Below are 23,528 nucleotides of genomic sequence, written 5' to 3'. Positions count from 1 at the left end.
ATTTTTCGGAGACCTTAATGCAATTGAAGGCCGGGGAAAACTGCTATCTGGTCAAGCGGTGCCGCGCGGGCTAGGTCTTGGGGAACAGATTTTGAGGAGTTTGCAATGAGCAGTCTGGTACCGATCCGCTTTCAGGAGTTCGACATGGATGCGATGGCGCTGGCAGAAGGCCGGGTGGTCATCATCATCCCGTCCGACGGCAAGATGAATCCTGCCGCCCGCAGGGCCAACCGTCTGACGAAGGGGGCTGTTGCGCGGCTGGTCGAAAGCGGGTCTTTCGAAAAATCCAAGACTGCGGACGTGATCTCGTTGGCGTGGCCTGCCGGGATGGCGGCCGAAGCCCTGGACGTTCTGGTACTGCCACGCCGCCCCGAGGCGGACGAGGCGCGCAAGGCGGGCGCTGCATTGGCCAAACTGGCAGGTGGCAAGGACGTACTTGTAATGGTCGGCAATCAGGCGCGCACGGAAGATCTGGCTTTGGGTATCGCGCTGCGCAGCTATGACTTTGACGCGCATAAGACCAAAGAAAGCGAAGACGCAGGCACGGTCACAATCAGCCATTCGAAACCTGATGAGGCCGAGGCGGAATTTGCGCCGCTTTATGCAATTGCAGATGGCGTGCGGATGACCCGCGATCTGACCAACGAGCCTGCAAACGTTCTGACAACCACCGAATTTGCAGATCGATTGGTCGAGATGAAGGAATTGGGGCTGGAAGTTGAAGTTCTGGACGAAGACAAGCTGGCCGAACTGGGAATGCGCACATTGCTGAGCGTAGGGCAGGGCTCGGACAGCCCGTCCAAAGTGGTTGTCATGAACTGGAAGGGCGGTGACAAGGGCGATGCGCCGCTGGCACTGGTCGGCAAGGGTGTGGTGTTTGACACCGGTGGTATCTCGCTCAAGCCTGCCGGTGGAATGGAAGAAATGACCATGGATATGGGCGGCGCTGGTGTTGTTGCGGGGACCATGCGCGCGCTGGCCAAGCGCAAGGCCAAGGCCAATGTCGTTGGTCTGGTTGGACTGGTTGAAAACATGCCATCCGGCAACGCAACGCGCCCTGGCGATGTGGTCAAATCGATGAAGGGCGACACGGTCGAGATCATCAACACCGATGCCGAAGGCCGTTTGGTTTTGTGTGACGTGATGTGGTACGCGCAGGAACGGTTCAAACCGGTGGGCATGATCGATCTGGCCACGCTGACGGGTGCGATCATCATCGGGCTGGGGCATGAGAATGCCGGTGTGTTCTCGAACAACGACACGTTCTGCGACGCCTTTCTGAAATCCGCCAAGGCCGAGGACGAAGGCGCGTGGCGGATGCCGTTGGGCGATGCCTATGACAAGATGTTGAAATCGCGCATCGCCGACATGAAAAACATAGGCGGTCGGCCCGCGGGTTCGATCACTGCCGCACAATTCCTTCAGCGTTTTGTGAAAGAAGAGACGCCTTGGATCCATCTGGATATCGCGGGTGTGGCCTCGGTATCGTCCGAAACATCTTACGCGCCCAAAGGCGCCACCGGTTGGGGTGTTCGCGCGCTCAGCCGGTTTGTGCAGGACAATTTCGAGTAAGCAGATGGGCGCTGTCTATTTCTACCACCTGACCCGTCAGCCGCTGGAGCGCAACTTGCCGGTGTTGCTGGACAAGGCGCGGCAGGCCGGGTGGAAGATTGCCGTGCGGGGCACTGACCCTGCGCGGATGGACTGGCTGGATGAAAAGCTGTGGCTGGGGCCCGAGGACGGGTTTCTGCCACATGGCCGCGAAGGTGGCCCGTATGATGCCGAACAGCCGATTTTGCTGACCACGGGTTCGGAAGCTGCCAATGGCGCGTCCTGTGTCATGGCCGTGGACGGCGCGGCGGTTGAGGCGGAAGAAGTCGCCGCGCTGGAGCGGGTGTGCATTCTGTTCGATGGTAATGACGACATGGCCGTTCAACACGCGCGCGGGCAGTGGAAAGCGCTGACCGCGGCGGGATGTTCGGCGCAATACTGGTCGGAAGAATCCGGACGGTGGGAAAAGAAGGCCGAAGCCTGACGGGCGACGCCGTTTTCAGGAGATTGAAAGATGCAAATGAAGCCCTTGGGCCGTACGGGAATTATGGTGAGCGACCTGTGTCTTGGAACCATGACGTTTGGCACACAGACCTCCGAAGCCGATGCGCACAGGCAGATGGACATGGCACTGGGTGCCGGCATCAACTTTGTGGATGCAGCCGAGATGTATCCGGTGAACCCGGTTTCAAAAGAAACGATCGGGCGCACCGAAGAGATTCTGGGCAATTGGAATGCGGCCAATGCGGCGCGGCGTGGGGAATACATTCTGGCGACCAAGCATTCCGGCGAGGGGTTGTCCTTTGTACGCGACGGCGCGCCGATCACAGGCAAGACGATCCCCGAAGCGATTGAAGGGTCACTGAAGCGGTTGCAGACAGAGTGCATCGATCTCTACCAGTTTCACTGGCCGAACCGCGGCAGCTACATGTTCCGTCAGAACTGGGATTTTGCACCAACCGGGCACAACACCGATGACGTTTTGGAGAACATGCAGGAGTGTCTGGAGGCATTGCAGGCTCAGGTTAACAAGGGCAACATCCGCGCCTTTGGTCTGTCCAACGAAAGCGCATGGGGCACGGCGCAGTGGGTGCGTCTGGCCGAAAAGATGGGCGCGCCGCGCGTGGCGTCGGTTCAGAACGAATATTCTCTGCTCTGCCGTCTGTTCGACACGGATATGGCCGAGCTGTGCGTGCATGAAGATGTCGGGCTGATGGCGTTCTCGCCTTTGGGCACCGGGTTGCTGACGGGTAAGTATCAGGGTGGTGCAGTCCCGGACGGCTCGCGCATGTCACTTTCGCCTGAACTTGGCGGGCGCAAATCGGATCGGGTGTTTGATGCGGTCGCGGCTTATCTGGACGTTGCTGCGCGTCACAGCTTGGATCCGACGCATATGGCGTTGGCCTGGTGCCGTACACGGCCATTCATGATGTCGGCTATTTTTGGCGCGACCACGGTTGAGCAGCTTGAACACGTATTGGCTGGCGCGGATCTGACCTTGTCAGATGAGGTGCTGGCAGAGTTGGATGCAGCCCATAAGGCGCACCCGATGCCGTACTGAGGGCAGGGGGCGCTGCCCCCGTCGCCTTCGGCGACTCCCCCGAGGTATTTTGGGCCAGATGAAGTAGGATCCGGTCAGTGATGGGTGGGGTGCGCGCGCTCTTGCCTGAGATCGCGGGCTGACAGGCCGTGTGCCGTGCGAAACGCGCGGGCGAAGCTGGATTGAGAAGCAAAGCCTGTGGCCAGCGCCACATCCATCAGCGGCATGTCGGTATCGGTCACAAGACGGCGAGCCTCGGCCAAGCGCAGTTGCAGGTAGTGATCCTGAGGAGTGGTGTTCAGGCGCAGGCGGAACTGCTGCTGCAAAGTGCGCGGACTGGTGCCCAGTCGGTCTGCGATGTAAGCCAGCGGCAAGGGTTCATCCAGGGATGCCTGCATCAGAGAGTTGGCCTTGGCGGTCAAAGCTGTGTGACGGTGTGGTGCGCCGGTTCTGCTTTGCGGTTTGGCAGGGTCTGGAGCACCTTCGTAAAGAAACAGGCCCGAAACACGTGCGGCGAAGCCTGCACCGTGGCGGGCAGCGATGATGTGCAGCATCATCTCGACCGCCGGGATCGCCCCCCCCGACGTCAGGCGGGTGTCCGAGACGGTGAAGCGGTCTGGGCGTACATCGACCTCGGGGAAGCGGGTGGCAAAGTTTTCCAAGTCTTCCCAATGGGTGGTCGCGGCGTGACCGTCGAGCAGCCCGGCCTCGGCCAGCAGCCATGGGCCGCCGTCGATGCCTGCCATCGTTGCGCCAGTACCTGCAATCCGGCGCAGACCCGCGAGCAGGCTGGGCGTGGCGTGGCGGGCCAGTTGGAACCCGGCCACCACGATCATCAGGTCACAGCCTTGCAAACGGGCCAGCGGGATGCCGGGCACTTTCAGGGCGCTGGTCAGCATTGCCGGTTCGGATGTGGCTGTCACATAGTCCCAGTCAAAAGCCGGTCGGTCGGCCAGACGGTTGGCCGCGCGCATCGGGTCGACGGCCGAGGCGAAGCTGAGCGTGTTGCAGTCATCAAGCACCAGCACCGCCGTTTTCAGGGCGCGATGTTCGGGTTGCAGTATGTTTTTTGCGGATTGCATCAAGTTCGATTCGCATTTTGGCAAGTTGTTTCCCCAAGGCTGCGCCAGAGTCGGGTCAGAACGCAAATCGGAATCCGGGGAGAAGCCTGGGGAAAACTCAGGTCAAAACCGGGTATAACTTGGGGAAAACGCCATGCCTCTGGAAATGAACCGTGATGTCTTTATCACCTGCGCCGTGACTGGCTCGGGTGGAACGCAGGATCGCAGCCCTCATGTGCCGCGCTCGCCACAGCAGATTGCCGACAGCGCGATTGCTGCCGCCAAGGCTGGGGCCGCGGTCGTGCATTGCCATGTACGCGACCCCGAGACCGGTGTGCCAAGCCGTCGGCTGGACCTGTATCGTGAGGTGACAGACCGGATTCGCGACGCCGATGTGGATGTTGTTCTGAACCTGACTGCGGGTATGGGTGGGGACATCGTGTTTGGAGGCGTTGAAAGCCCGTTTCCGGTGAATGAGGCCGGTACTGACATGATTGGTGCGTCGGAGCGCGTGGCGCATATTGCCGAGTGTCTGCCCGAAATCTGCACTTTGGACTGCGGCACGATGAACTTTGCCGAGGCCGATTACGTGATGACCAACACGCCCGGTGCGCTGCGCGCTATGGGGCAGATGATGACGGATATGGGTGTGAAGCCAGAGATCGAAGCCTTCGACACCGGCCACCTATGGTTTGCCAAGCAGTTGGTGAAAGAGGGGATTCTGGAGCCCAACGCGCTGGTTCAGCTGTGCATGGGTGTGCCGTGGGGGGCGCCGGACGATCTGAACACCTTTATGGCGATGGTGAACAACGTTCCCGACGATTGGACGTTCAGCGCATTCTCTTTGGGGCGGAACCAGATGGCTTATGTCGCGGCGACGGTGCTGGCGGGCGGTAATGTGCGCGTCGGGTTAGAAGACAACCTGTGGCTGGACAAGGGCGTGCTGGCCGAAAACTGGCAACTGGTCGAACGCGCCGGGACCATCATTGAGAATATGGGCGCGCGTGTCATCGGGCCGCAAGAGGTGCGGGAGAAGCTTGGGCTGGTGAAACGCGCGCCGAAAAGCTGATCTGTTCGCGTTCTGTGGCGCAATCCGAAAGCTCAGGGTGTCAGCAGAAGGATGATAACCATGCGAGCGGCTCTGGTGATATGCGCGGCGCTTCTGATGCTAAGCCTTCCCCGGGCGGGGGCAGCGCAAGCCACAAAAGACGACTTGGCCCGCCAGGAGTGCGAAGCCAAGGGTGGACGCTATGAGGTGGGCGGACGAATCCAACAGTTCATTTGCTTTGAACCTTTGCCAGATGCTGGAGCGTCCTGTGAAAAAGCCTCCGATTGTGCAGGGTTCTGCCTGTCGGACACCAAACAATGCAGTGCCGTCACGCCAAAATTCGGATGCATTTCGCATCTGGATGAGACGGGGCAGGTGCAAGTGATCTGTATCGATTAGAGGACGATATGACAAAAACGGCAGCAATCATCGGGGGTGGGGTCATTGGCGGCGGATGGGCCGCGCGGTTCCTGCTGAATGGCTGGAACGTGCAAGTGTATGACCCGGACCCGGAAGCGGAACGCAAGATTGGTGAGGTTCTGGACAATGCGCGGCGATCACTGCCGGGCCTGAGCGATGTGCCATTGCCGGCCGAAGGGACGCTGAGCTTTCACGATGACATGGCCGACGCCGTAGAAGGCGCGACTTGGATTCAGGAAAGCGTACCGGAGCGTTTGGACCTGAAACTGAAAGTCTACAAAGGTCTGCAAGAGGCCTGCGATCCGGGCGCAATCATCGGGTCCTCGACCAGCGGCTTTAAACCCTCGGAACTGCAAGACGGCGCGCTGCGCCCCGAGCAGATCGTCGTCACACATCCGTTCAACCCGGTCTACCTGCTGCCGCTGATCGAGCTGGTGCCCACCGACAAGAACCCGCCCGAGACGGTCGCGCGGGCGCAGGATTTGCTGAAATCAGTCGGGTTTTTCCCATTGCACATCAAGAAGGAAATCGATGCGCATATCGCGGACCGGTTCCTTGAAGCGGTGTGGCGCGAGGCTCTGTGGCTGGTCAAGGACGGTATCGCCACGACCGAGGAAGTCGATGAGGCGATCCGCATGGGGTTTGGCATTCGCTGGGCCCAGATGGGTCTGTTCGAAACCTATCGCGTTGCGGGTGGTGAAGCCGGAATGCGGCATTTCATGGCGCAGTTTGGCCCGGCCCTGAAATGGCCCTGGACCAAGCTGATGGATGTGCCCGAGTTTACCGATGAATTGGTCGACATGATTGCCGATCAGTCCGATGCGCAATCGGGCATGCATTCGATCCGCGAGTTAGAGCGCATTCGCGACAACAACCTTGTGGGGATGATGCGCGCGCTCAAGGCGCAGAATTACGGGGCAGGCGCCGTGCTGAACCAGCATGATGCGGCTTTGAAACCGGGCGCCTTGCCGACGTTGGATCAGGCGGATCTGAGCCAGCCGATCCTGACCGTTGCACGTGCGGTTCCGTTGGACTGGACCGACTACAACGGTCATATGAACGAGGCGAAATATCTGGACGCCTTCTCTGCCGCCACCGACCGGTTCATGGAGATTATCGGATGCGATGCCGAGTATATCTCGTCCGGTGGTAGCTATTTCACGACCGAAAACCATGTTCGGTATATCGACGAGGTACATGCGGGCACCAAGATTGAGGTGCGCACGCAGATGTTGCTGGGGCAGGGCAAGAAGTTGCATCTGTTCCATAGCATGTATGAAGGTGAAAAGTTGCTGGCCACAGGCGAAAGCTTCATGCTGCATGTCAGCCTCGAGACCCGCCGACCGAGCGCACCTTCTGCCGAGATTGAGGCTGCGATGGTACGGATTGCCGAAGCTCAGTCTGCCCTGCCTTACCCCGAAGGTGCGGGGGCCGCTATTCGGAAGCCCTCATGAACCGGAGGGTGCTGGTGACGGCTGGCGCGTCAGGTGTCGGTCGCGCCATGGCCGAAGCGTTTGATGCGGCTGGATATGATGTCTGGGTCACGGATATTGATCCGGCGGCATTAAGCACTGTTCCGGATCATTGGACGACACATCGCGCTGATGTTGTGGATGAGGCCGACATGCGCAGCGTTTTTGACGCTGTATCGCAAGCGGGTGGTTTGGATGCGTTATGTGCCAATGCCGGAATAGCAGGGCCAACGGATGCCATTGAAGATATCGATCTGAACGCCTGGCGGGCCTGCGTCGCGGTTAATCTGGATGGGGCATTTCTGGCCGCCAAATATGCAGCACCTCTGATGAAATCGGTAGGTACAGGCAGCATTATCCTGACTTCGTCGACGGCAGGTCAGTACGGCTATCCGTATCGCGCGCCGTATGCTTCGGCAAAATGGGCGGTCATTGGCTTGATGAAAACACTTGCGATGGAGCTGGGCCCGCATGGCATACGCGCAAACGCCATCTGTCCGGGCGCGGTGGAAGGCCCGCGCATGGAGGGTGTTCTGGCCCGTGAGGCAGAAGCCAAAGGCATGAGCCGCGACGCAGTCTACCAAGGCTATGCTTCGGGCACGTCCATGGGGCGCTTTGTCGAAGCGCAGGACATAGCCAATATGGCCGTCTTCCTTGCGTCAGATGCTGCGCGGCTGGTGTCGGGTCAGGTCATCGCGGTGGATGGTCACACGGTCAATCCTGACCCGAAACTGTGATCTAGCCCTGATTTGGCCCACGAATCTGGCGGATGGTCTGTCGGACCGCCTGCCAGTCCTGTGCTTCCTGCTGGTTTCCGGCAGCCTCGCATTCGCGCATTTTCTGCGCAGCTTCGGCCTCGGCCCGGTCCCCGTGAGCGGCATAAAGGGCACGTGCGTATTGAGCGGTTTGTAGTGCGTCCATTCCTGTGGTCCTCCGTCTGTGGTCGGAATGCCCGAAGGTTCGCGCCAACGGACCATAGCACAGGATTGGTCTGCCCGCATCATGTGGTTTCAGAAATCCTGGATCTGAGTTGCCGCAGGTGGTTGGGAAAGTTGCGGGCGGTCACATCAGCTTCGCGCACCAGCGTGTCGAAGTGGCGGGTAAAGGTTTCGATTCGGTCCCGGTCGCGGAACGCCATATAGTGACTGCCTGCGTAGAACACGCACAGTAGGGGGCCGAAAATCGTTACAGGGGCGGAATAAAGCCGTTTCGCATCAAACAGATAGATCCGCATTCTGGGGTAAAGTTGATCGCAAAGTGTCAGCAGGTGGTCGATCTGTTCCAGCCGCACCTGCGCGCTGAGCCCGCTGTAATACCCGGTGGCGCTTGCAAAGCTTTCGATTTCGAACAGGGGCATGGCGATTTCATAATCCGACTGGGCACTGCGCATCCAGGCCAACCTGTCCTCGGACGCACCTATGGCCTGATCTGCCGTTCGCCCCAGATGCGGGGCATATTCCCATTCCAGCACAGCACGGGTCTTGAGCATGTCGGGCAGGGTCGCCGGGACATAGCGAACCTTGTAGCCAGCGGCCTCTTTGTGCCACTCGAAGATTCGTTCATCGACCAGCGCGCGGGGGGCTTCGGTGAAACTCAGAGAACTGGCCAGAAGCTCGGCTGCGCTTTCGGGCCTGTCGGAGAGGCTCAGCAACCAATCGGCTGAAACGCCAAGTGCCGCCGCGCATCCTCCGACCACATGCGCATTGGGCAGACGCGCACCATGCCCGGTCAAAAGCTGCGATACGGTCGAACGATCAACGCTTATGTGCCGTGCCAGCGCGCTTTGACTGATGCTTCGCTGCTCCATCGCCTGAGCCAGACGTTGACGGAACTGAGCGGCGCGATCTCTTTTGTCGATTTTTTCCTGCATATTGTGATAAATATCATAGATGTTGAATTTTGTTAATCATATTCAGAATTCCCACCATGACTATCGGCCTGTAACCCTTTGAAAAAAGCAAAAAGACTGAGGGTCGGAATGGAAACGCGGCGAAGATCTGTCGTGAAAGCAATCGTTTGGAATGTCATGGGGCTTATCACCATGACTGTTGTGGGGCTGATTGCCACGGGCTCGGCCACTGTGGGCGGAGTTGTGGCGCTGGTGAACACCGCCATTGGCCTGACCATGTACGTGATTTACGAGCGGGTTTGGGCAGGTATCTCGTGGGGGCGCAATGGCTGAGCGACCCACATCCCAATCGCCTGAATGGGGCACATTTTTCCTGATCCTTGCTTGCTATGGTGCGTGGCTTGCCGGGCTGTTTTGGTTGGCAAGCGTGTCAGTTTGGTTAGCCGTGCCAGCCTTGGCTGTTGTCGCAGCACTTCATTCGTCGCTGACACATGAGGCCCTGCACGGGCATCCTTTCCGCACAAAATCGGTGAACGAAGCGCTGATGGCGCTGCCGCTTACTCTGTTCATCCCGTACAACCGCTTTCGGGATCTGCATCTGGCGCACCACCAAGATGCCACGCTGACGGACCCTTATGACGACCCGGAGTCAAATTATCTGGACCCCAAGGTTTGGTCATCGCTGCCCGAGTGGAAAAAGCGGCTTTTTGCGGTGAATAACACTTTGTTGGGCCGTATCATTCTGGGTCCGCTCATTTCGCAGGCAGCCTTTATGCGTGAAGAGCTCCAGGGTGCCTTGCGCGGGGATCGCGCCGTTTCGCTGGCTTGGGCCTTGCATGTGCCGGGCGTGGTGGTGGTCTTGTCGGTGGTTGCATTCTCTCCGATGCCGGTCTGGGCTTTCGTTCTTTCGGCCTATTTCGGGCTTGGATTGTTGAAGATACGAACCTTCCTCGAGCACCGTGCGCACGAGAAATCAAGGGCGCGCACGGTCATCATCGAAGATCGTGGGCCGCTGGCTTTTCTGTTTCTGAACAACAACCTGCACGTGGTTCATCACATGAACCCCAACGCCCCCTGGTACGAGTTGCCGCAACTGTATGAAGACGGCAAAGACAGGTATCTGGCTTGTAATGAGTCTTACGTGTACCGGTCTTACGCGCAGATTTTCAGGCAGTATCTGCTACGTGCGAAGGATCCCGTTCCGCATCCGCTCTGGCCAAAGTTCTGATTTGACGACACAACGGGTGGCATGAGTCTCTGGATCCCTGTCACCATCGCCGCCGCCAGTTTTCAGACGGTGCGTTTCATGCTGCAAAAGTCGCTGAGCAGCGTGAAACTGTCTGCGGCTGGCGCAACATTCGCGCGCTTTGCCTATTCCATGCCGTTGGCCGTTGCGGGGTTGCTGGTCGCTTTGCAGGTGACGGGGGCAAGTTTGCCGTCCCTCAGCCCGTTGTTCTGGATATATGCGGTGATCGGCGGGACAGCCCAGATACTGGCGACCATTTGTGTCGTGGCTCTGTTTAAACAGCGCAACTTTGCGGTTGGGATCACCTTCAAGAAAACCGAGGTGATTCAAACCGCGATTGTCGGCTTTCTTGTGCTAGGGGATCGCGTGTCAGCGGGTGCGCTAATGGCTATTCTGTTGGGGCTTGCCGCAGTATTGCTGCTGTCGAAAACACCCGGAGGTGATGGGGCTTGGTGGCGGCATTTGACCAACCGTGCCTCGCAGTTGGGGCTGGGTTCGGGAGTTCTGTTTGCGTTTTCCGCCGTCAGCTATCGCGGCGCCTCGTTGCAACTGGGTGAGGTCGATGCGTGGTTCAGGGCCTTGGTCACTCTGGCCGCCGTTGTGACGTTTCAGTTCCTCAGCATGGGACTATGGCTGTTGTGGCGGGACCGGTCCGAGTTGAGTGCGGTCTGGCAAACGCGGTCCACCGGTGTCTTTGTCGGATTGACCAGCCTCGGTGGGTCGTTCTGCTGGTTCTGGGCGTTCACTTTGCAAAACGCAGCGTATGTCAAAGCGCTGGGGCAGGTGGAACTGCTCCTCAGCTTGATGGCCTCGACATTGTTCTTCCGTGAAACGATCACCCGGCGAGAGATCGCCGGAATGACCTTATTGGGGCTTTCGATACTGGCGTTGGTGCTGGCAATTTAGCCAGCACGACGCTCATCAAAGCTGAGGGCGATGAAGCTGGGCAGGTGGTCACCCATCCCCACAACAACCGGACCGTTATCTGCCTTGCGGCCCCGACCACGTCCTTTGGGTTCGCGCTCTTTCCGGGTGTCCTTCGAGCCTTCCTGCTCCTTGGCCCTTTTTTCAGGCTTCGGCTTCTCAGATTTGGCCTTTTCGGGCTTGGGCTCTTCCTTGACCGGGTTGTCGATGCGCGGGATGTCTTTCTGGATCAGCTTTTCGATTGCATCCAGCGCCTTCTCATCACGACCCGAGCAGATGGTTATGGCCTTGCCTTCGCGCCCGGCACGACCGGTGCGGCCGATGCGGTGGACGTAATCCTCGGCATGACCGGGCACGTCGAAATTGAACACGTGACTGACCGAAGGAATATCCAGGCCGCGTGCAGCAACATCTGATGCCACCAGCAGGCGTAGCGATCCATCGCGGAACCCGTCCAGCGTCTTCATGCGCTGCGACTGGTCCAGATCGCCATGGATTGCGGCAGCGTTATAGCCGTATTTCTTGAGCGACTTCGCGCAGATATCCACATCCGTCTTGCGGTTGCAGAAGATGATCGCGTTGGTGCATTTCTCGCCTTCGGCATCGATCAGCGCACGCAGAACTTTGCGTTTGTTGCTGGCCTCACGATCCCGGCGACCGCCTTTGAACATGACGACGCCCTGTTCGATGGTCTCGGATGCGGTGGCCTGACGTGCAACTTCGATCCGGGCAGGGGCGGACAGGAATGTGTCGGTGATACGCTCGATCTCAGACGCCATGGTGGCCGAGAAGAACAGGGTCTGGCGCGTGAACGGCGTCAGCGAGAAGATGCGCTCGATATCGGGGATGAAACCCATATCCAGCATCCGGTCAGCTTCGTCCACCACCATAATCTGAACGCCGGTCAGCAACAGTTTGCCGCGTTCGAAATGGTCCAGCAGGCGACCCGGCGTGGCGATCAGAACGTCAACGCCTCGGTCGATCAGTGCCTCTTGCTCTTTGAAGCTGACGCCGCCGATCAACAGCGCTTTGGTCAGTTTCAGGTGCTTGGTGTAGGTGTCGAAATTCTCAGCCACCTGCGCGGCCAGTTCCCGTGTCGGGCACAACACCAGCGAACGCGGCATGCGCGCACGCGCGCGGCCACGGGCCAACAGTGTGATCATCGGCAGGGTGAAGCTGGCGGTTTTGCCGGTGCCGGTCTGCGCAATCCCCAGAACATCGCGCCCTTCCAGAGCGGGCGGAATCGCACCTTCCTGGATCGGAGTGGGGGTTTCGTATCCGGCTTCCTCAATGGCTTTGAGGACCTTTGGGTTCAGGTTCAGTTCGTTAAACTTTGTCATGTAAGTCCGGTTTTTGCGGACACTTGACCTGGCCCGCGCGTCAAAGATGTGCCGGGCCCGGATGGCCATGCGCGCAATGCGCCTGTTCGGCTTGGGGGCGGACATAACAAAAACGTGGATCAGGGTCAAATGAAGACCGCTTAATCCGTCTCGCGCTATGGTGATACAGGATTTTCCGCAACAATTCAGCAGCTTCCGGGGAAGTGTTTCGCCAGCTTTGCATCCAGATCCAAGGGGCGGTGACGTAACATGCCGTGTTGTTCCAATCGGGCACGAACCTCGGGGTCAGCGCCGCTCATTTCATTATAAAACGCGCGCAGCCCTTCCATGCCCTGTTCGTCCTCAATCCAGTTTAGAAGTTCGTTTTTGTTCAGCCCGCCTTGCTCGCGCGGCACGTTTGGTGCCATGCCTGCCTGATACGAGCCGCGATCCATGCGAAATTGGTAATGCCCGATCCAGTGATCCCAATCAGGGGCGTGACGGTGGCACAGCTCGACCTCGGGCAGCTCGTATTTGCAAGGCAGCAGCTTTTTGTTCTGAAACAGGTTGTGGATGCGGAAGTTCAGGTATTTCAGCCCAGTCCGTACGAACAGCTTGCCTTGCACATGGCTTAGAAAACCGCCCAGAACAAAGGCTCCGTAAGTCGGATAGATGGTTTCGACCAGAGCTTCGCGGTTGGGCCCCTGGGGGATGTGTGCCTTGTACAGATCGTCGCCAGCTGCCAGCGCCTCCATCGGGCGGACACGGGCGGCGTTGATGTTGGGCGGCACATTGCCCAGCACTTCGGCGATGGGGGTCGGGGAGCAAAGAAACTCGTCCACGTCAATATGCGCAAGCCAGTCCAGTGGCGTGTTGCGATAGGCAAAGGTTGCATGAACCGTTTGACGAACCTGATGCTTTTCCGGTCGAGCGCGACCTCGCTTTTCCCAGAAGGCATCATCGCAGACCCGCACGCGTACCTTTGGGTGCATCCGAAGAGTTCGAAAAGTGCGCCGGTTGGGTTCGTCCATGTAAATGTACATAAAGTCCGCGCCCAGATCGAGGTGATGGGCCACAAAACGTAGCACGTTCTCGGTCGGGCCGCGAACCATCGAGACGATGCCCCAAGTGGTCATGCGCGCGGTGCGCGGGCGTCGCGCATGTGCTTCAAGCGGCGAAAGACACCGCCGGGATCTTTGTTGAGTTCCGTCATCAAATGATCGACCAACGGCGCGATGGTTGGATCGTGCATCGCAAGGGTCCAGATTGGGGCGATAAGGTTGACGTCTAACCCACCTTTTTCAAAGGAAAACCCCTTCATCTGAAAGGGCAAATCCACATGGTTTTTGTCTTCGAAACGAAAGGGCGTGCCCGGGGCCAGTCCCGAGAACAGGCGTTCGAATTCATAAAGCTTCATCAGGCCAAACAGCATCCGCAACGCGTGACCCACCTCGCGTTGTGTCGCCGTCTGGCCGTGGTCAGCAAACGTCTGAACCGAAGACACCAGCCAGCGCAGGTCGAGCGCGGCCAGCAGGTGGTCGGACTGTTCTTCCCACAACCGGCAGAACAGGGCTGGCGCGTGGCGGGGAAAGGACCGTTTTCTAAGGTTCGAAATCAATTGCGCGTTCAGGAAGGCCAATTCCGACTGACCAACAAACTCGCGCGCGATTTGGGCGCGTTTGCGATCCCATGTGGTGCTGCGTCCGGGCGGCACTTCGGTGGCGCTGTCTGGAACCGTGCGTCTGGCCAGATCATCCAGATCGACGTCGGGATCGGGCAGGGTAAGGGTGCCGAACTGAAACGGGCTGCGCCGGTTTTCATAGCTGTCCAGCATGTCGGGCAGGCCACCGGGATAGGTCAGTTCGTCGTCACTCATGCGCGCAGGATTGCACAGCCGGGTTCGGCTGCGCAATCAGCCAGTTGGATCACACCATCATCTCTTTTGTCGCGGTCAGGTTCAGTGCGGGATAGTCGCGCACCACCCGGTCGATGTCCCATTGCAGGCGGGTCAAATAGACAATGTCACCGTCATGATCATGGGCGATGTGCTGCTTGTTGGCGTTGACGAACTTCTCGACTTCGGCCTTCTCGCCGCTGACCCATCGTGCCGAGGTGAATTGCGACGCCTCGAACCGAACGGGCAGGCCGTATTCCATCTCGATCCGGCTGGCGAGCACTTCGAATTGCAGCGCGCCGACAACGCCGACGATAAAGCCCGACCCGATCGAGGGTTTGAATACTTTGGCCGCGCCTTCTTCGGCAAACTGCATCAGGGCTTTTTCCAGATGCTTGGCTTTCATCGGATCGCCCGCACGAACACCTTGCAGAAGTTCCGGCGCAAACGAAGGAATGCCCGTCACGCGCAGCGCCTCGCCCTCGGTCAGCGTATCGCCGATGCGCAGTTGGCCGTGGTTCGGGATGCCGATGATGTCCCCGGCCCAGGCCTCTTCGGCCAGTTCCCGGTCAGAGGCCAAGAACAGCACGGGGTTCGAAATGGCCATCGGTTTTTTCGACCGCACATGTGTCAGCTTCATACCGCGTTTGAAGTGACCTGATGCCATGCGCACAAAGGCCACCCGGTCGCGGTGCTTGGGGTCCATATTGGCCTGAACCTTAAAAACAAACCCTGCGACTTTTTTCTCGTCTGGTGATATCTGACGCGGTTCCGCCGATTGAACCTGCGGCTGTGGGCCATAAGCACCGATACCTTCCATCAGCTCTTTGACGCCAAACGAGTTGATCGCCGAGCCGAACCAGATCGGGGTCATGTGGCCTTCCAAAACCGCCTGTGGGTCAAGCGCTGGCAACAGCTCGCGCGCCATCTCGACCTCCTCCAACAGCTTTTCCAGCAGATGCTCGGGCACGTGCTCGGCCAATTTGGGATCGTTCAAGCCGTTGATCTCAATGCTCTCGGCTACTTTGTTGCGGTCGGCGCGGTCCATCAGTTCCAGCCGGTCACGCAGCATGTCATAACAGCCGATAAAATCACGGCCCACGCCAATCGGCCACGCAGCGGGCGTGACGTCGATGGCCAGCATTTCCTGAATTTCGTCGATGATTTCGAACGTATCGCGGCTTTCACGGTCCATCTTGTTACAGAAGGTCAGGATCGGCAGATCGCGCAGGCGGCAGACTTCGAACAGTTTTTGCGTCTGGCTTTCCACACCTTTCGCACCGTCGATCACCATGACGGCCGCGTCCACGGCAGTCAGCGTGCGATAGGTATCCTCGGAAAAGTCCGAGTGACCGGGCGTGTCCACCAGATTGAAGCGGAAATTGTCATAGTCGAACGACATCGCCGATGCGGAAACCGAGATGCCCCGATCCTTCTCCATCTGCATAAAGTCCGACCGCGTCCGCCGTGCCTCGCCCTTGGCACGCACCTGACCGGCCATCTGGATCGCGCCCCCGTACAGCAGGAACTTTTCCGTCAACGTGGTCTTGCCGGCATCCGGGTGCGAGATGATGGCGAATGTCCGGCGACGGGCGATCTCGGGCGGCAGGGTGGGTTGGTTCGAGGTATCAAGCATGAGCGCGCGTATATGCGGGGAAACCCGCCGAAGCAAGACAAAGGGGGTGGTTCGAATCGTGCGCCTGTGGCAATAAGAACATATAGTGAACAAATAATGGAGAGGATCAATGAATTTGAAAGAGATTGCCGAGGAACTGGTCGCCGGATGCCGTGAGGATCGCGCCAAAGAAAACCTTGAAAAACTTTATGCCCCGGATGCCGTTTCAGTCGAAGGTCAGGACTTTCAGGGCATGGGGCGCGAAACCCACGGTGTGGACGCCATACGTGGCAAGCATGAGTGGTGGGAAAGCGCCCATGAAGTGTCGGGGGCTTCTGTCAGTGATCCATTTCCCCATGGTGACGATCGTTTTGCCGTGATTTTCGAAGTGCAGGGCACAGTGAAAGAAACCGGCGAAGCCTTTGATATGCGCGAAGTGGGTGTGTACCACGTGGCCGATGGCAAAATCGTGCGGGAAGAGTTCTTTTATTGATGAACGAACCGTTTCTGGTCTTCTTTGTCTGGCCAGTGCTAGACATGCGGACAAAGACAGGCAAAGGGGATCAGAATGGATTTGGGCATTCAGGGGAAACGTGCGCTGGTGTGTGCCAGTAGCAAAGGATTGGGATTGGGCTGTGCCGAGGCGTTGGCCGAAGCAGGCGTTGATCTGGTGATGAACGCGCGGGGTTCTGACGCTTTGGAGGCTGAGGCCGCGCGCCTGAGAAATGAGTATGGTGTCAAGGTGCACGCCGTTGCCTGTGATGTCACCACAGCCGAAGGGCAAGAGGCGGTGATTGATGCAGCGCAGGGCGTTGATATCCTTGTGACAAATGCAGGTGGCCCCCCTCCGGGCTTGTGGTCGGATTGGGATCGTGACGATTTCATTAATGCGTTGGATGCCAACATGCTGACGCCAATTGCGTTTATGAAAGCACTCTTGCCCGGAATGATCGACAAAGGATGGGGGCGCGTCGTCAACATCACTTCGCAATCGGTGCGTGCTCCGATCCCGGCCTTGGGGTTGTCGAATGCGGCGCGCACGGGCCTGACTGGTTATGTGGCCGGCACGTCGCGTCAGGTTGCGCCCTTTGGGGTCAATATCAACAACCTGTTGCCGGGAATTCATGCCACCGATCGGGCGGATTCACTGGACAGCGGTGTCGCATCGCAACAAGGCATTTCGATGGATGAGGCGCGCGCAAACCGAGCTGCCACGATCCCTGCACGCCGCTATGGCACGCGGCAGGAGTTCGGTGCCGCTTGTGCGTTTCTTTGTTCGCAACAGGCGGGTTTCATCGTCGGGCAGAACATTCTGCTGGACGGTGGCGCCGGAAACATGACGATGTAAACATGGCTCAGAATTTCTCTTTGAAAGACCAGTTGTTCAATGCGGAAAAAACTCGTTATCTCGCGGGTTTGTTTGACGCAGCTGATGCATCTTTTGATGCCGATGCGTTTCATGCCCAGGTCATGTCACGCCTGCTTGAACTGGAACTGAAAGAGAGAATGGCGTGGATTTCAGACTGTCTTCAACAGGCAGTGCCGGGCGATCTGCCAACGGTTGCCCCCGTCATCCTGCGCGCTTTGCCGCCGCCGTTGGACCCCACGAAGACAGATGACGATTTCGGGGATTTCATCTTTGCCCCCTTGGGTGAGTGGGTGGCGGCGATCGGGCAGGATCACGTGGAACTGGCGCTGGATGTGCTGGAAGAAATAACACAGCGGTTTTCTATGGAATGGGCCATTCGCCCGTTTCTGAATCAAGACCCAGATTCTGTGTTAAAGCGGATGCACCAGTGGTGCAGTCATGACAGTTATCACGTGCGCCGATTGGTGAGCGAGGGCACACGCCCTAGGTTGCCCTGGGGACAGGGCATTGATCTGGAATTGACCGATCCGCTATCGCTATTGGACCAGCTGCACGGTGACGGAACGCGGTATGTCACGCGATCCGTGGCCAATCATCTGAATGACATCACCAAGAAACATCCTGAATTGGTGCTGGATCGTCTGGAAAAGTGGCGCGTTGCTGGGCGTCAAAATGCGGCTGAGTTGGATTGGATGACGTCCCACACATTGCGCGGGCTGGTGAAAGCGGGACACCCTGAGGCAATGAAGGTTTTGGGGTACGACCCGGATGCTGAAATAGCTGCGTCAGTTGACGTGATTTCTGAAGCTCGGATTGGTGATGCGCTGGAATTTTCAGTGACACTGACCGGGGCAAAGGAACAACCGGTTCTGGTCGATTATATCGTTCACTTTCAACGTCCTGGTGGGAAAACCTCGGCCAAGGTTCACAAGCTTAAACAGGCGGCACTTAAGGGTGGACGCTTGCAACTGACCAAACGACACAAGCTTAAGGGCGACGCCACAACGTTCAAGCTGGTGCCCGGCGCGCATCGTCTTGAGGTTCAGGTGAACGGAAAGGTTCGCGCAGGTGTCGATTTCGAGCTGCTGGGCTAGGACCACGTAGAAAGTTAACGCTTTTGTAAAAAACGCGGGCTTTGGATTGCTTGACGCAGCGCGCTGCATTACCTGCGAAACAACCATATATGAAGGGAAGACTGCGATGAAGCATGAGTCGGTGCAGAATTACTATGGTGAAGTCCTGCAAAGCAGCGCGGATTTGCAGACAAATGCGTGCTGTACGCCCGATGACATGCCGGATCACGTCAAAAAAATCCTGTCGAGAATCCATGACGACGTGCTGACACGGTACTACGGCTGCGGTCTGATCGCGCCTCTGGATCTTGAGGGCATGTCGATCCTCGATCTGGGCTGCGGTGCGGGGCGTGACGTCTACGCCCTGTCAGCAATGGTTGGTGAAACGGGCCGGGTAGTTGGTGTCGACATGACGCCGGAACAGTTGGACGTTGCCCGTGCGCATCAGGACTATCACGCCCAAGCCTTTGGGCACGCCAAAAGCAACGTAGAATTCCATCACGGGTTTATCGAAAAGCTGGATGAGCTGGATTTGGAGCCCGGATCCTTCGATATCATCGTGTCGAACTGTGTGATCAACCTGGCCACTGACAAAGATGCAGTTCTGCGCGGCGCGCATCGGCTGCTAAAGGAAGGCGGCGAGATGTATTTCTCGGACGTCTACGCAGACCGCCGTATCCCACAGGCGATGGCCGAGGATGAAGTGCTGTATGGAGAATGTCTGTCGGGTGCCTTGTACTGGAATGACTTCCTGTCGATGGCCCGCAAGGCCGGTTTCGGTGATCCACGCCGCGAGACGCATCGTCCGCTGACCATCGAAAACCCCGTGCTTGAAGCACGCGTGGCACCGCTCAAGTTCCTGTCGGCCACCTATCGCCTGTTCAAACTGCCCGCGCTGGAACCGGCTTGCGAGGATTACGGTCAGGCGGTGGTCTACAAGGGCACTGTGCCCAACGCACCGCATGAGTTTGTATTGGACGATCATCACATCATCGAAACCGGCAAGGTCTTTCCGGTCTGTGGCAACACATGGATGATGCTGAAGGATACGCGGTTCGCGCGTCACTTTGACTTTATCGGCGACTTCTCAACCCATTACGGCATCTTCGAGGGCTGTGGTGGCGAAAGCCCGTTCGAGGCTGTGGGTGAAACCGCATCTTCGGGCGGTGGCTGTTGCTGATCCCTTGCACCTGAGGGGCGGGGTTGCTATCCCCGCCCAAGCCCGATGGATTTGATCGGGAAAGGCAATTGGGGTCCATCGGTGACAGGTAACGCAACTCCTCCACGTCTGGAAATTCGCAACATTATCCGCCGGTTCGAAGGGCGGGTTGTGGTGGATGACGTGTCACTGACCGTTCAGGCGGGCAAAGTGACATGTTTGCTGGGGCCTTCGGGCTGCGGTAAATCCACAACGCTGCGCATGATCGCCGGGGTCGAGATGCAGGACTCGGGCGAGATATACGTCGATGGCAAGCTGATCTGTGACACTGTCTTCCGGGTTCCCCCGGAACGGCGAGAGATTGGCCTGATGTTTCAGGATTTCGCGCTGTTTCCACATCTGAGCGTGGCCAATAACGTGGCGTTTGGCCTGAAGGGCAGCAAGGATGAGAAACGCACCCGGGTTGAGGAGCTGCTGCGCAAAGTAGACCTGATGCGCTTCATCGACGGATTTCCGCATCAGCTGTCGGGGGGTGAGCAGCAGCGTGTGGCGCTGGCCCGCGCCTTGGCACCGCGACCCCGGATCATGTTGATGGACGAGCCGTTTTCTGGTCTCGACAACCGTCTGCGTGACGGCATTCGGGACGAAACCCTGTCCATCCTCAAGGAAGAAGACGCCGCCGTTCTGCTGGTCACGCATGAACCGGAAGAGGCGATGCGCATGGCGGATGAGATCGCCCTGATGCGGCGCGGTAAGGTGGTGCAACAAGGCGCGCCCTATAACGTTTACACCCGGCCTGCGGACAAAGCAGCGGTGGCCTTTTTCAGTGATGTCAATGTGTTGCGGGCGCAAGTGAATGGGGCTTTGGCGGATACGCCATTTGGTCAGTTTCTTGCGCCGGGCATCCCGGATGGAACGGATGTCGAGATTGTGTTCCGACCACAGCACGTCAAGCTGGATTTCGACCGCAACGGTAAGGGACCTTCGCCCACACCTACGGATGGTGTCGCCGCGCGGGGCGTGGTGGAGCGTGCGCGCTTTCTTGGTAACGAAAGCCTTGTCGAGTTTCGGATGGATTATGACGGCTCGATCCTCAAGGCAACGGTTCCAAATGTCTTTGTGCCGGGGCCGGGTCGCGTCATGTGGCTGACCATTCGCCGTGACAAGTGTTTCGTTTTCCCTGACAGCAAAAGCTGATCTGACGATTTCCCCCTAAGTGGTGCGCGAAAGCCTCAGATTGCAGTCCTGCGTCGCTTGCCGCAACGCAGGCCGGGGTCTATCAAGGGCCAAACGCGGGGGTAAAACGGGCATATGCGTATTCTTCTGACCAATGATGACGGGATCAACGCTCCGGGCTTGATCACGCTTGAGGCGATTGCGGCCGAACTGGCTGGGCCGGATGGCGAAGTTTGGGTGGTTGCGCCTGCCTTTGAGCAATCCGGCGTCGGGCATTGCATCAGCTACACCCATCCCACAATGATCGCCAAGCTGAGCGAGCGGCGTTATGCAGCCGAAGGGTCGCCTGCGGATTGTGTATTGGCGGGGTTGCATGACGTGATGGCAGATTGCCCGCCGGATTTGGTCTTGTCCGGCGTAAACCGGGGCAACAACTCAGCTGAGAATACGCTTTATTCAGGAACAATTGGTGGTGCGATGGAAGCGGCGCTGCAAGGCGTACCGGCAATTGCACTGTCTCAGTATTTCGGCCCTCGTAACCTGGGGCTGGATGATCCGTTTGAGGCCGCTGCGCGCTTTGGGGCCGATCTGGTCCGACGTATTCTGGATGCCAATCCGGCAGAGCAGGGCGATTACCGTCTGTTCTACAACGTGAACTTCCCACCTGTTCCGGCAGATGAGGTATTGGGCACACGCGTCGCTGCGCAAGGCTTCCGCCGCGACACGCATTTTTCGGTCGAACCGCACAGCTCGCCCTCTGGGCGGCGATTCCTGTGGATCAAAGGCGGTTATCAGCACAACCCAACCGCCCCGGGCACCGATGCGGCGGTCAATCTGGAAGGCTATATCTCGGTCACGCCGATGCGTGCTGACCTGACCGCCTATGACATGCTGGAGGCATTGAAGGCAGTCGAATGAGCGGACTGGACCCTGAAACTGTAATGCAGTTCCTGTTTGCCTTGCGCAAGCGGGGCGTGACCGATGCGCGCGTGCTGGCAGCGATGGAGCAGGTGGACCGCGGGCGGTTTGTCACCGGCCTGTTTGCAGACCGGGCGTATGAGGATATGCCGCTGCCGATTGCCTGCGGCCAGACGATCAGCCAGCCCTCGGTTGTTGGGCTGATGACGCAAGCGCTGGATGTGCGGGCACGGGACACTGTGCTCGAGATTGGTACCGGTTCGGGCTATCAGGCGGCGATCCTGTCCAAGCTGGCGCGCCGGGTTTACACGGTCGAACGCCACAGGCGGCTGGTCAACGAAACGGGCAAGCTGTTTGCCGACCTGGGGCTGACCAATATCACTGCCATGTTGTCGGATGGATCCTTTGGTTTGCCGGAACAGGCCCCGTTTGATCGGATCATTGTGACCGCTGCGGCCGAAGACCCTCCGGGCCCGCTCTTGGCGCAGCTGAAAATCGGGGGTATTATGGTTTTACCCGTGGGTCAGTCGGACGCCGTGCAGCAGTTGATTAAAGTAACGCGCACCGAAACCGGTCTGGACTATGATGAATTGACGTCGGTTCGTTTTGTCCCTCTGCTAGAGGGGCTTGGGAAGGACGAGACGTAACAGGCTTTGTGAATTGGTCGCCGGAACCCCGGAAAACAGGGGCAGGCTTTGAGGACAGAATTATGACAGCAGTATCCAAATCAGCTATGCGCCGTTGCGCGACCGGACTGGTCGCTGTGGCCGTTCTGGCCGGATGTGAAGGGCCATTGGACTATGATCTGCGTGGGCAGGTCGGCGGGTTCTCGACCACCGATGCGGCACAATCCGCCACCACATCGCGGCCAACGCCGGACAGTCGGGGTGTGATCACTTATCCCAACTATCAGGTTGTCGTGGCCCGTCGGGGCGACACGGTGCGCGACGTTGCCGCGCGGGTTGGCTTGCCGGAAGGTGAGTTGTCGCGCTTCAACGGATTGCAGACCACCGACACTTTGCGAGAAGGCGAAGTCCTGGCCCTGCCGCGCTCGGTCGGCGCAGGTAGCGGCGTGGACATCGCTTCGGTGGCTGGCAGCGCTATCGATCAGGCCCCGGATACGGGCGCGGTCCAGACAACGACATTGGAACCAGCGAAACCCGCGCCTACTGCGGCCCCTGTGCCTGCGGGGCCGGAACCGGTTCGGCACAAGGTTAAACGGGGCGAGACGGCCTACACCATCTCGCGGCTTTATCAGGTGCCGGTTGACGCGCTTGCGGAATGGAACGGACTTGGGCCCGATTTTACTGTGCGTGAAGGTCAGTTCCTGTTGATTCCAGTCAAGAACCAGGCTGCGCCACGGCAAAGCGCTGCGGCGGCAGCGGCACCTGTTGCGGCCACCGAAGTGACCGAGCCGGGGCAGGGGTCGCCGACACCGACCCCACCCAGCGCCACACAGCCGTTGCCAGACGAAGAAGTCGCGCCATTGGCCGAGGCACCGGATGTCACCGCCGAAGCCCCGACCAACACGCGATCTTCGGCCCTCTCACTGCCAGTAAGCGGCACCATCATCCGCGGCTACAACAAGGGTAAGAATGAAGGCATTGATATTGCTGCAGCGCCTGGTACGGCTGTCACAGCAGCCGAGGCGGGTACTGTTGCGGCGATTACGGCGGATGCGGATCAGGTTCCGATCATTGTGGTCAAACACAAAAACGATCTGCTGACAGTTTATGCCAATGTAGAAGATATCACCGTCAAGAAGGGTGATCGCGTGCGCCGTGGTCAAAAGCTGGCGCAGCTGCGCGGCGGCGACAACGCCTATGTGCATTTTGAAGTGCGCAAAGGCTTTGAATCCGTCGATCCGGAGCCCTACCTGAAGTGAGGGTGAATG

At 58.7% G+C, this 23,528-nt stretch carries 25 protein-coding genes; 18 read left to right on the top strand and 7 right to left on the bottom strand.

Annotated elements, in window-relative coordinates:
- The first annotated feature begins 105 nt into the window (after positions 1-105).
- Genes AC2FNU_RS01030 through AC2FNU_RS01020 form a run of 3 tightly spaced genes read left to right on the top strand, consistent with a single transcriptional unit; the run spans position 106 to position 3,112 of the window.
- On the top strand, positions 106-1,572 hold the full coding sequence (locus AC2FNU_RS01030; RefSeq protein ID WP_496784300.1) for a leucyl aminopeptidase: 1,467 nt from the start codon (positions 106-108) through the stop codon (positions 1,570-1,572).
- A gap of 4 nt (positions 1,573-1,576) precedes the next feature.
- A complete protein-coding gene (locus tag AC2FNU_RS01025; RefSeq protein ID WP_496784298.1) occupies positions 1,577-2,035 on the top strand; it encodes a DNA polymerase III subunit chi in 459 nt (152 codons plus the stop codon).
- 30 nt (positions 2,036-2,065) lie between these two features.
- Positions 2,066-3,112, top strand: a complete 1,047-nt coding sequence (locus tag AC2FNU_RS01020; RefSeq protein WP_496784296.1) for an aldo/keto reductase — start codon at positions 2,066-2,068, stop codon at positions 3,110-3,112.
- Between the two features lie 74 nt (positions 3,113-3,186).
- Here the strand turns inward: AC2FNU_RS01020 and AC2FNU_RS01015 are convergent, their stop codons facing one another.
- Positions 3,187-4,173, bottom strand: a complete 987-nt coding sequence (locus AC2FNU_RS01015) for a GlxA family transcriptional regulator (RefSeq protein ID WP_496784294.1) — start codon at positions 4,171-4,173, stop codon at positions 3,187-3,189.
- Between the two features lie 133 nt (positions 4,174-4,306).
- Between AC2FNU_RS01015 and bcoG the strand changes: the two genes are divergently transcribed.
- Genes bcoG through AC2FNU_RS00995 form a run of 4 tightly spaced genes read left to right on the top strand, consistent with a single transcriptional unit; the run spans position 4,307 to position 7,829 of the window.
- Positions 4,307-5,221: a 3-dehydrocarnitine:acetyl-CoA trimethylamine transferase BcoG gene (bcoG, locus tag AC2FNU_RS01010; RefSeq protein WP_496784293.1), complete on the top strand. Its 915-nt coding sequence runs from the start codon at positions 4,307-4,309 to the stop codon at positions 5,219-5,221.
- Positions 5,222-5,281: 60 nt separating this feature from the next.
- Positions 5,282-5,599: a hypothetical protein gene (locus AC2FNU_RS01005; RefSeq protein WP_496784292.1), complete on the top strand. Its 318-nt coding sequence runs from the start codon at positions 5,282-5,284 to the stop codon at positions 5,597-5,599.
- An 8-nt stretch (positions 5,600-5,607) separates the two neighbouring features.
- Positions 5,608-7,074 (top strand): carnitine 3-dehydrogenase, encoded by a 1,467-nt coding sequence (locus AC2FNU_RS01000; protein ID WP_496784289.1) that lies wholly within the window; start codon positions 5,608-5,610, stop codon positions 7,072-7,074.
- On the top strand, positions 7,071-7,829 hold the full coding sequence (locus tag AC2FNU_RS00995; protein WP_496784288.1) for an SDR family oxidoreductase: 759 nt from the start codon (positions 7,071-7,073) through the stop codon (positions 7,827-7,829). The genes AC2FNU_RS01000 and AC2FNU_RS00995 overlap by 4 nt, the downstream gene beginning before the upstream one ends.
- A gap of 1 nt (position 7,830) precedes the next feature.
- Here AC2FNU_RS00995 and AC2FNU_RS00990 read toward each other — a convergent pair whose 3' ends face one another.
- Positions 7,831-8,013, bottom strand: a complete 183-nt coding sequence (locus tag AC2FNU_RS00990) for a hypothetical protein (RefSeq protein ID WP_171090450.1) — start codon at positions 8,011-8,013, stop codon at positions 7,831-7,833.
- Between the two features lie 79 nt (positions 8,014-8,092).
- Positions 8,093-8,962, bottom strand: coding sequence for a helix-turn-helix domain-containing protein (locus tag AC2FNU_RS00985; protein ID WP_496784286.1), 870 nt, complete (start codon positions 8,960-8,962; stop codon positions 8,093-8,095).
- Between the two features lie 108 nt (positions 8,963-9,070).
- Between AC2FNU_RS00985 and AC2FNU_RS00980 the strand changes: the two genes are divergently transcribed.
- Genes AC2FNU_RS00980 through AC2FNU_RS00970 form a run of 3 tightly spaced genes read left to right on the top strand, consistent with a single transcriptional unit; the run spans position 9,071 to position 11,093 of the window.
- Positions 9,071-9,274: a DUF2061 domain-containing protein gene (locus tag AC2FNU_RS00980; RefSeq protein ID WP_496784285.1), complete on the top strand. Its 204-nt coding sequence runs from the start codon at positions 9,071-9,073 to the stop codon at positions 9,272-9,274.
- Positions 9,267-10,169, top strand: a complete 903-nt coding sequence (locus tag AC2FNU_RS00975) for a fatty acid desaturase (RefSeq protein WP_496784284.1) — start codon at positions 9,267-9,269, stop codon at positions 10,167-10,169. The genes AC2FNU_RS00980 and AC2FNU_RS00975 overlap by 8 nt, the downstream gene beginning before the upstream one ends.
- Positions 10,170-10,190: 21 nt before the next feature.
- A complete protein-coding gene (locus AC2FNU_RS00970; protein ID WP_496784283.1) occupies positions 10,191-11,093 on the top strand; it encodes an EamA family transporter in 903 nt (300 codons plus the stop codon).
- Here the strand turns inward: AC2FNU_RS00970 and AC2FNU_RS00965 are convergent.
- From AC2FNU_RS00965 to AC2FNU_RS00950, 4 genes are all read right to left on the bottom strand, one after another.
- Entirely contained in the window at positions 11,090-12,451 is a 1,362-nt protein-coding gene (locus AC2FNU_RS00965; RefSeq protein WP_496784282.1) for a DEAD/DEAH box helicase, read from the bottom strand. The two genes, AC2FNU_RS00970 and AC2FNU_RS00965, sit on opposite strands and share 4 nt — an antisense overlap.
- Positions 12,452-12,636: 185 nt before the next feature.
- Positions 12,637-13,566, bottom strand: coding sequence for a glycosyltransferase family 2 protein (locus AC2FNU_RS00960; protein WP_496784281.1), 930 nt, complete (start codon positions 13,564-13,566; stop codon positions 12,637-12,639).
- Positions 13,563-14,306 (bottom strand): hypothetical protein, encoded by a 744-nt coding sequence (locus tag AC2FNU_RS00955; RefSeq protein WP_496784280.1) that lies wholly within the window; start codon positions 14,304-14,306, stop codon positions 13,563-13,565. The genes AC2FNU_RS00960 and AC2FNU_RS00955 overlap by 4 nt, the downstream gene beginning before the upstream one ends.
- 49 nt (positions 14,307-14,355) lie before the next feature.
- Positions 14,356-15,960 (bottom strand): peptide chain release factor 3, encoded by a 1,605-nt coding sequence (locus AC2FNU_RS00950; protein WP_496784279.1) that lies wholly within the window; start codon positions 15,958-15,960, stop codon positions 14,356-14,358.
- Positions 15,961-16,069: 109 nt separating this feature from the next.
- Between AC2FNU_RS00950 and AC2FNU_RS00945 the strand changes: the two genes are divergently transcribed.
- The 8 genes from AC2FNU_RS00945 to AC2FNU_RS00910 all read left to right on the top strand — a co-directional run bounded on the left by AC2FNU_RS00945 (position 16,070) and on the right by AC2FNU_RS00910 (position 23,519).
- A complete protein-coding gene (locus tag AC2FNU_RS00945; protein ID WP_496784278.1) occupies positions 16,070-16,432 on the top strand; it encodes a SnoaL-like domain-containing protein in 363 nt (120 codons plus the stop codon).
- A 75-nt stretch (positions 16,433-16,507) separates the two neighbouring features.
- On the top strand, positions 16,508-17,287 hold the full coding sequence (locus AC2FNU_RS00940; protein ID WP_496784277.1) for an SDR family oxidoreductase: 780 nt from the start codon (positions 16,508-16,510) through the stop codon (positions 17,285-17,287).
- Between the two features lie 2 nt (positions 17,288-17,289).
- A complete protein-coding gene (locus AC2FNU_RS00935) occupies positions 17,290-18,402 on the top strand; it encodes a YhaZ family DNA alkylation repair protein (RefSeq protein WP_496784275.1) in 1,113 nt (370 codons plus the stop codon).
- A gap of 106 nt (positions 18,403-18,508) precedes the next feature.
- On the top strand, positions 18,509-19,561 hold the full coding sequence (locus tag AC2FNU_RS00930; RefSeq protein WP_496784274.1) for a methyltransferase domain-containing protein: 1,053 nt from the start codon (positions 18,509-18,511) through the stop codon (positions 19,559-19,561).
- A gap of 45 nt (positions 19,562-19,606) precedes the next feature.
- On the top strand, positions 19,607-20,737 hold the full coding sequence (locus AC2FNU_RS00925; protein WP_496784273.1) for an ABC transporter ATP-binding protein: 1,131 nt from the start codon (positions 19,607-19,609) through the stop codon (positions 20,735-20,737).
- 114 nt (positions 20,738-20,851) lie between these two features.
- Positions 20,852-21,634 carry a 5'/3'-nucleotidase SurE gene (gene surE / locus AC2FNU_RS00920; RefSeq protein ID WP_496784272.1) on the top strand — a complete coding sequence of 261 codons (783 nt, stop codon included), beginning with the start codon at positions 20,852-20,854 and terminating at the stop codon, positions 21,632-21,634.
- The gene (locus tag AC2FNU_RS00915; RefSeq protein ID WP_171090421.1) at positions 21,631-22,281 is read left to right on the top strand and encodes a protein-L-isoaspartate(D-aspartate) O-methyltransferase; all 651 of its coding nucleotides are present in this window, start codon (positions 21,631-21,633) and stop codon (positions 22,279-22,281) included. The genes surE and AC2FNU_RS00915 overlap by 4 nt, the downstream gene beginning before the upstream one ends.
- 62 nt (positions 22,282-22,343) lie before the next feature.
- Positions 22,344-23,519, top strand: coding sequence for a peptidoglycan DD-metalloendopeptidase family protein (locus AC2FNU_RS00910; protein ID WP_496784270.1), 1,176 nt, complete (start codon positions 22,344-22,346; stop codon positions 23,517-23,519).
- Positions 23,520-23,528: the final 9 nt, after the last annotated feature.

It is taken from the genome of Ruegeria sp. BHSB064 (assembly GCF_059613205.1).
This window is presented reverse-complemented; position numbering and strand designations above follow the sequence as displayed.

Coding starts and splice junctions, on each gene's coding strand:
- AC2FNU_RS00955 (WP_496784280.1), bottom strand. CDS start 14,306: ATGAGTGACGACGAACTGACCTATCCCGGTGGCCTGCCCGACATGCTG.
- AC2FNU_RS00975 (WP_496784284.1), top strand. CDS start 9,267: ATGGCTGAGCGACCCACATCCCAATCGCCTGAATGGGGCACATTTTTC.
- bcoG (WP_496784293.1), top strand. CDS start 4,307: ATGCCTCTGGAAATGAACCGTGATGTCTTTATCACCTGCGCCGTGACT.
- AC2FNU_RS01025 (WP_496784298.1), top strand. CDS start 1,577: ATGGGCGCTGTCTATTTCTACCACCTGACCCGTCAGCCGCTGGAGCGC.
- AC2FNU_RS00915 (WP_171090421.1), top strand. CDS start 21,631: ATGAGCGGACTGGACCCTGAAACTGTAATGCAGTTCCTGTTTGCCTTG.
- AC2FNU_RS01005 (WP_496784292.1), top strand. CDS start 5,282: ATGCGAGCGGCTCTGGTGATATGCGCGGCGCTTCTGATGCTAAGCCTT.
- AC2FNU_RS00950 (WP_496784279.1), bottom strand. CDS start 15,960: ATGCTTGATACCTCGAACCAACCCACCCTGCCGCCCGAGATCGCCCGT.
- AC2FNU_RS00910 (WP_496784270.1), top strand. CDS start 22,344: ATGACAGCAGTATCCAAATCAGCTATGCGCCGTTGCGCGACCGGACTG.
- surE (WP_496784272.1), top strand. CDS start 20,852: ATGCGTATTCTTCTGACCAATGATGACGGGATCAACGCTCCGGGCTTG.
- AC2FNU_RS01020 (WP_496784296.1), top strand. CDS start 2,066: ATGCAAATGAAGCCCTTGGGCCGTACGGGAATTATGGTGAGCGACCTG.
- AC2FNU_RS00925 (WP_496784273.1), top strand. CDS start 19,607: ATGGATTTGATCGGGAAAGGCAATTGGGGTCCATCGGTGACAGGTAAC.
- AC2FNU_RS00945 (WP_496784278.1), top strand. CDS start 16,070: ATGAATTTGAAAGAGATTGCCGAGGAACTGGTCGCCGGATGCCGTGAG.
- AC2FNU_RS00935 (WP_496784275.1), top strand. CDS start 17,290: ATGGCTCAGAATTTCTCTTTGAAAGACCAGTTGTTCAATGCGGAAAAA.
- AC2FNU_RS01030 (WP_496784300.1), top strand. CDS start 106: ATGAGCAGTCTGGTACCGATCCGCTTTCAGGAGTTCGACATGGATGCG.
- AC2FNU_RS00990 (WP_171090450.1), bottom strand. CDS start 8,013: ATGGACGCACTACAAACCGCTCAATACGCACGTGCCCTTTATGCCGCT.
- AC2FNU_RS00965 (WP_496784282.1), bottom strand. CDS start 12,451: ATGACAAAGTTTAACGAACTGAACCTGAACCCAAAGGTCCTCAAAGCC.
- AC2FNU_RS00980 (WP_496784285.1), top strand. CDS start 9,071: ATGGAAACGCGGCGAAGATCTGTCGTGAAAGCAATCGTTTGGAATGTC.
- AC2FNU_RS00960 (WP_496784281.1), bottom strand. CDS start 13,566: ATGACCACTTGGGGCATCGTCTCGATGGTTCGCGGCCCGACCGAGAAC.
- AC2FNU_RS00995 (WP_496784288.1), top strand. CDS start 7,071: ATGAACCGGAGGGTGCTGGTGACGGCTGGCGCGTCAGGTGTCGGTCGC.
- AC2FNU_RS00930 (WP_496784274.1), top strand. CDS start 18,509: ATGAAGCATGAGTCGGTGCAGAATTACTATGGTGAAGTCCTGCAAAGC.
- AC2FNU_RS01015 (WP_496784294.1), bottom strand. CDS start 4,173: ATGCAATCCGCAAAAAACATACTGCAACCCGAACATCGCGCCCTGAAA.
- AC2FNU_RS00940 (WP_496784277.1), top strand. CDS start 16,508: ATGGATTTGGGCATTCAGGGGAAACGTGCGCTGGTGTGTGCCAGTAGC.
- AC2FNU_RS00985 (WP_496784286.1), bottom strand. CDS start 8,962: ATGCAGGAAAAAATCGACAAAAGAGATCGCGCCGCTCAGTTCCGTCAA.
- AC2FNU_RS00970 (WP_496784283.1), top strand. CDS start 10,191: ATGAGTCTCTGGATCCCTGTCACCATCGCCGCCGCCAGTTTTCAGACG.
- AC2FNU_RS01000 (WP_496784289.1), top strand. CDS start 5,608: ATGACAAAAACGGCAGCAATCATCGGGGGTGGGGTCATTGGCGGCGGA.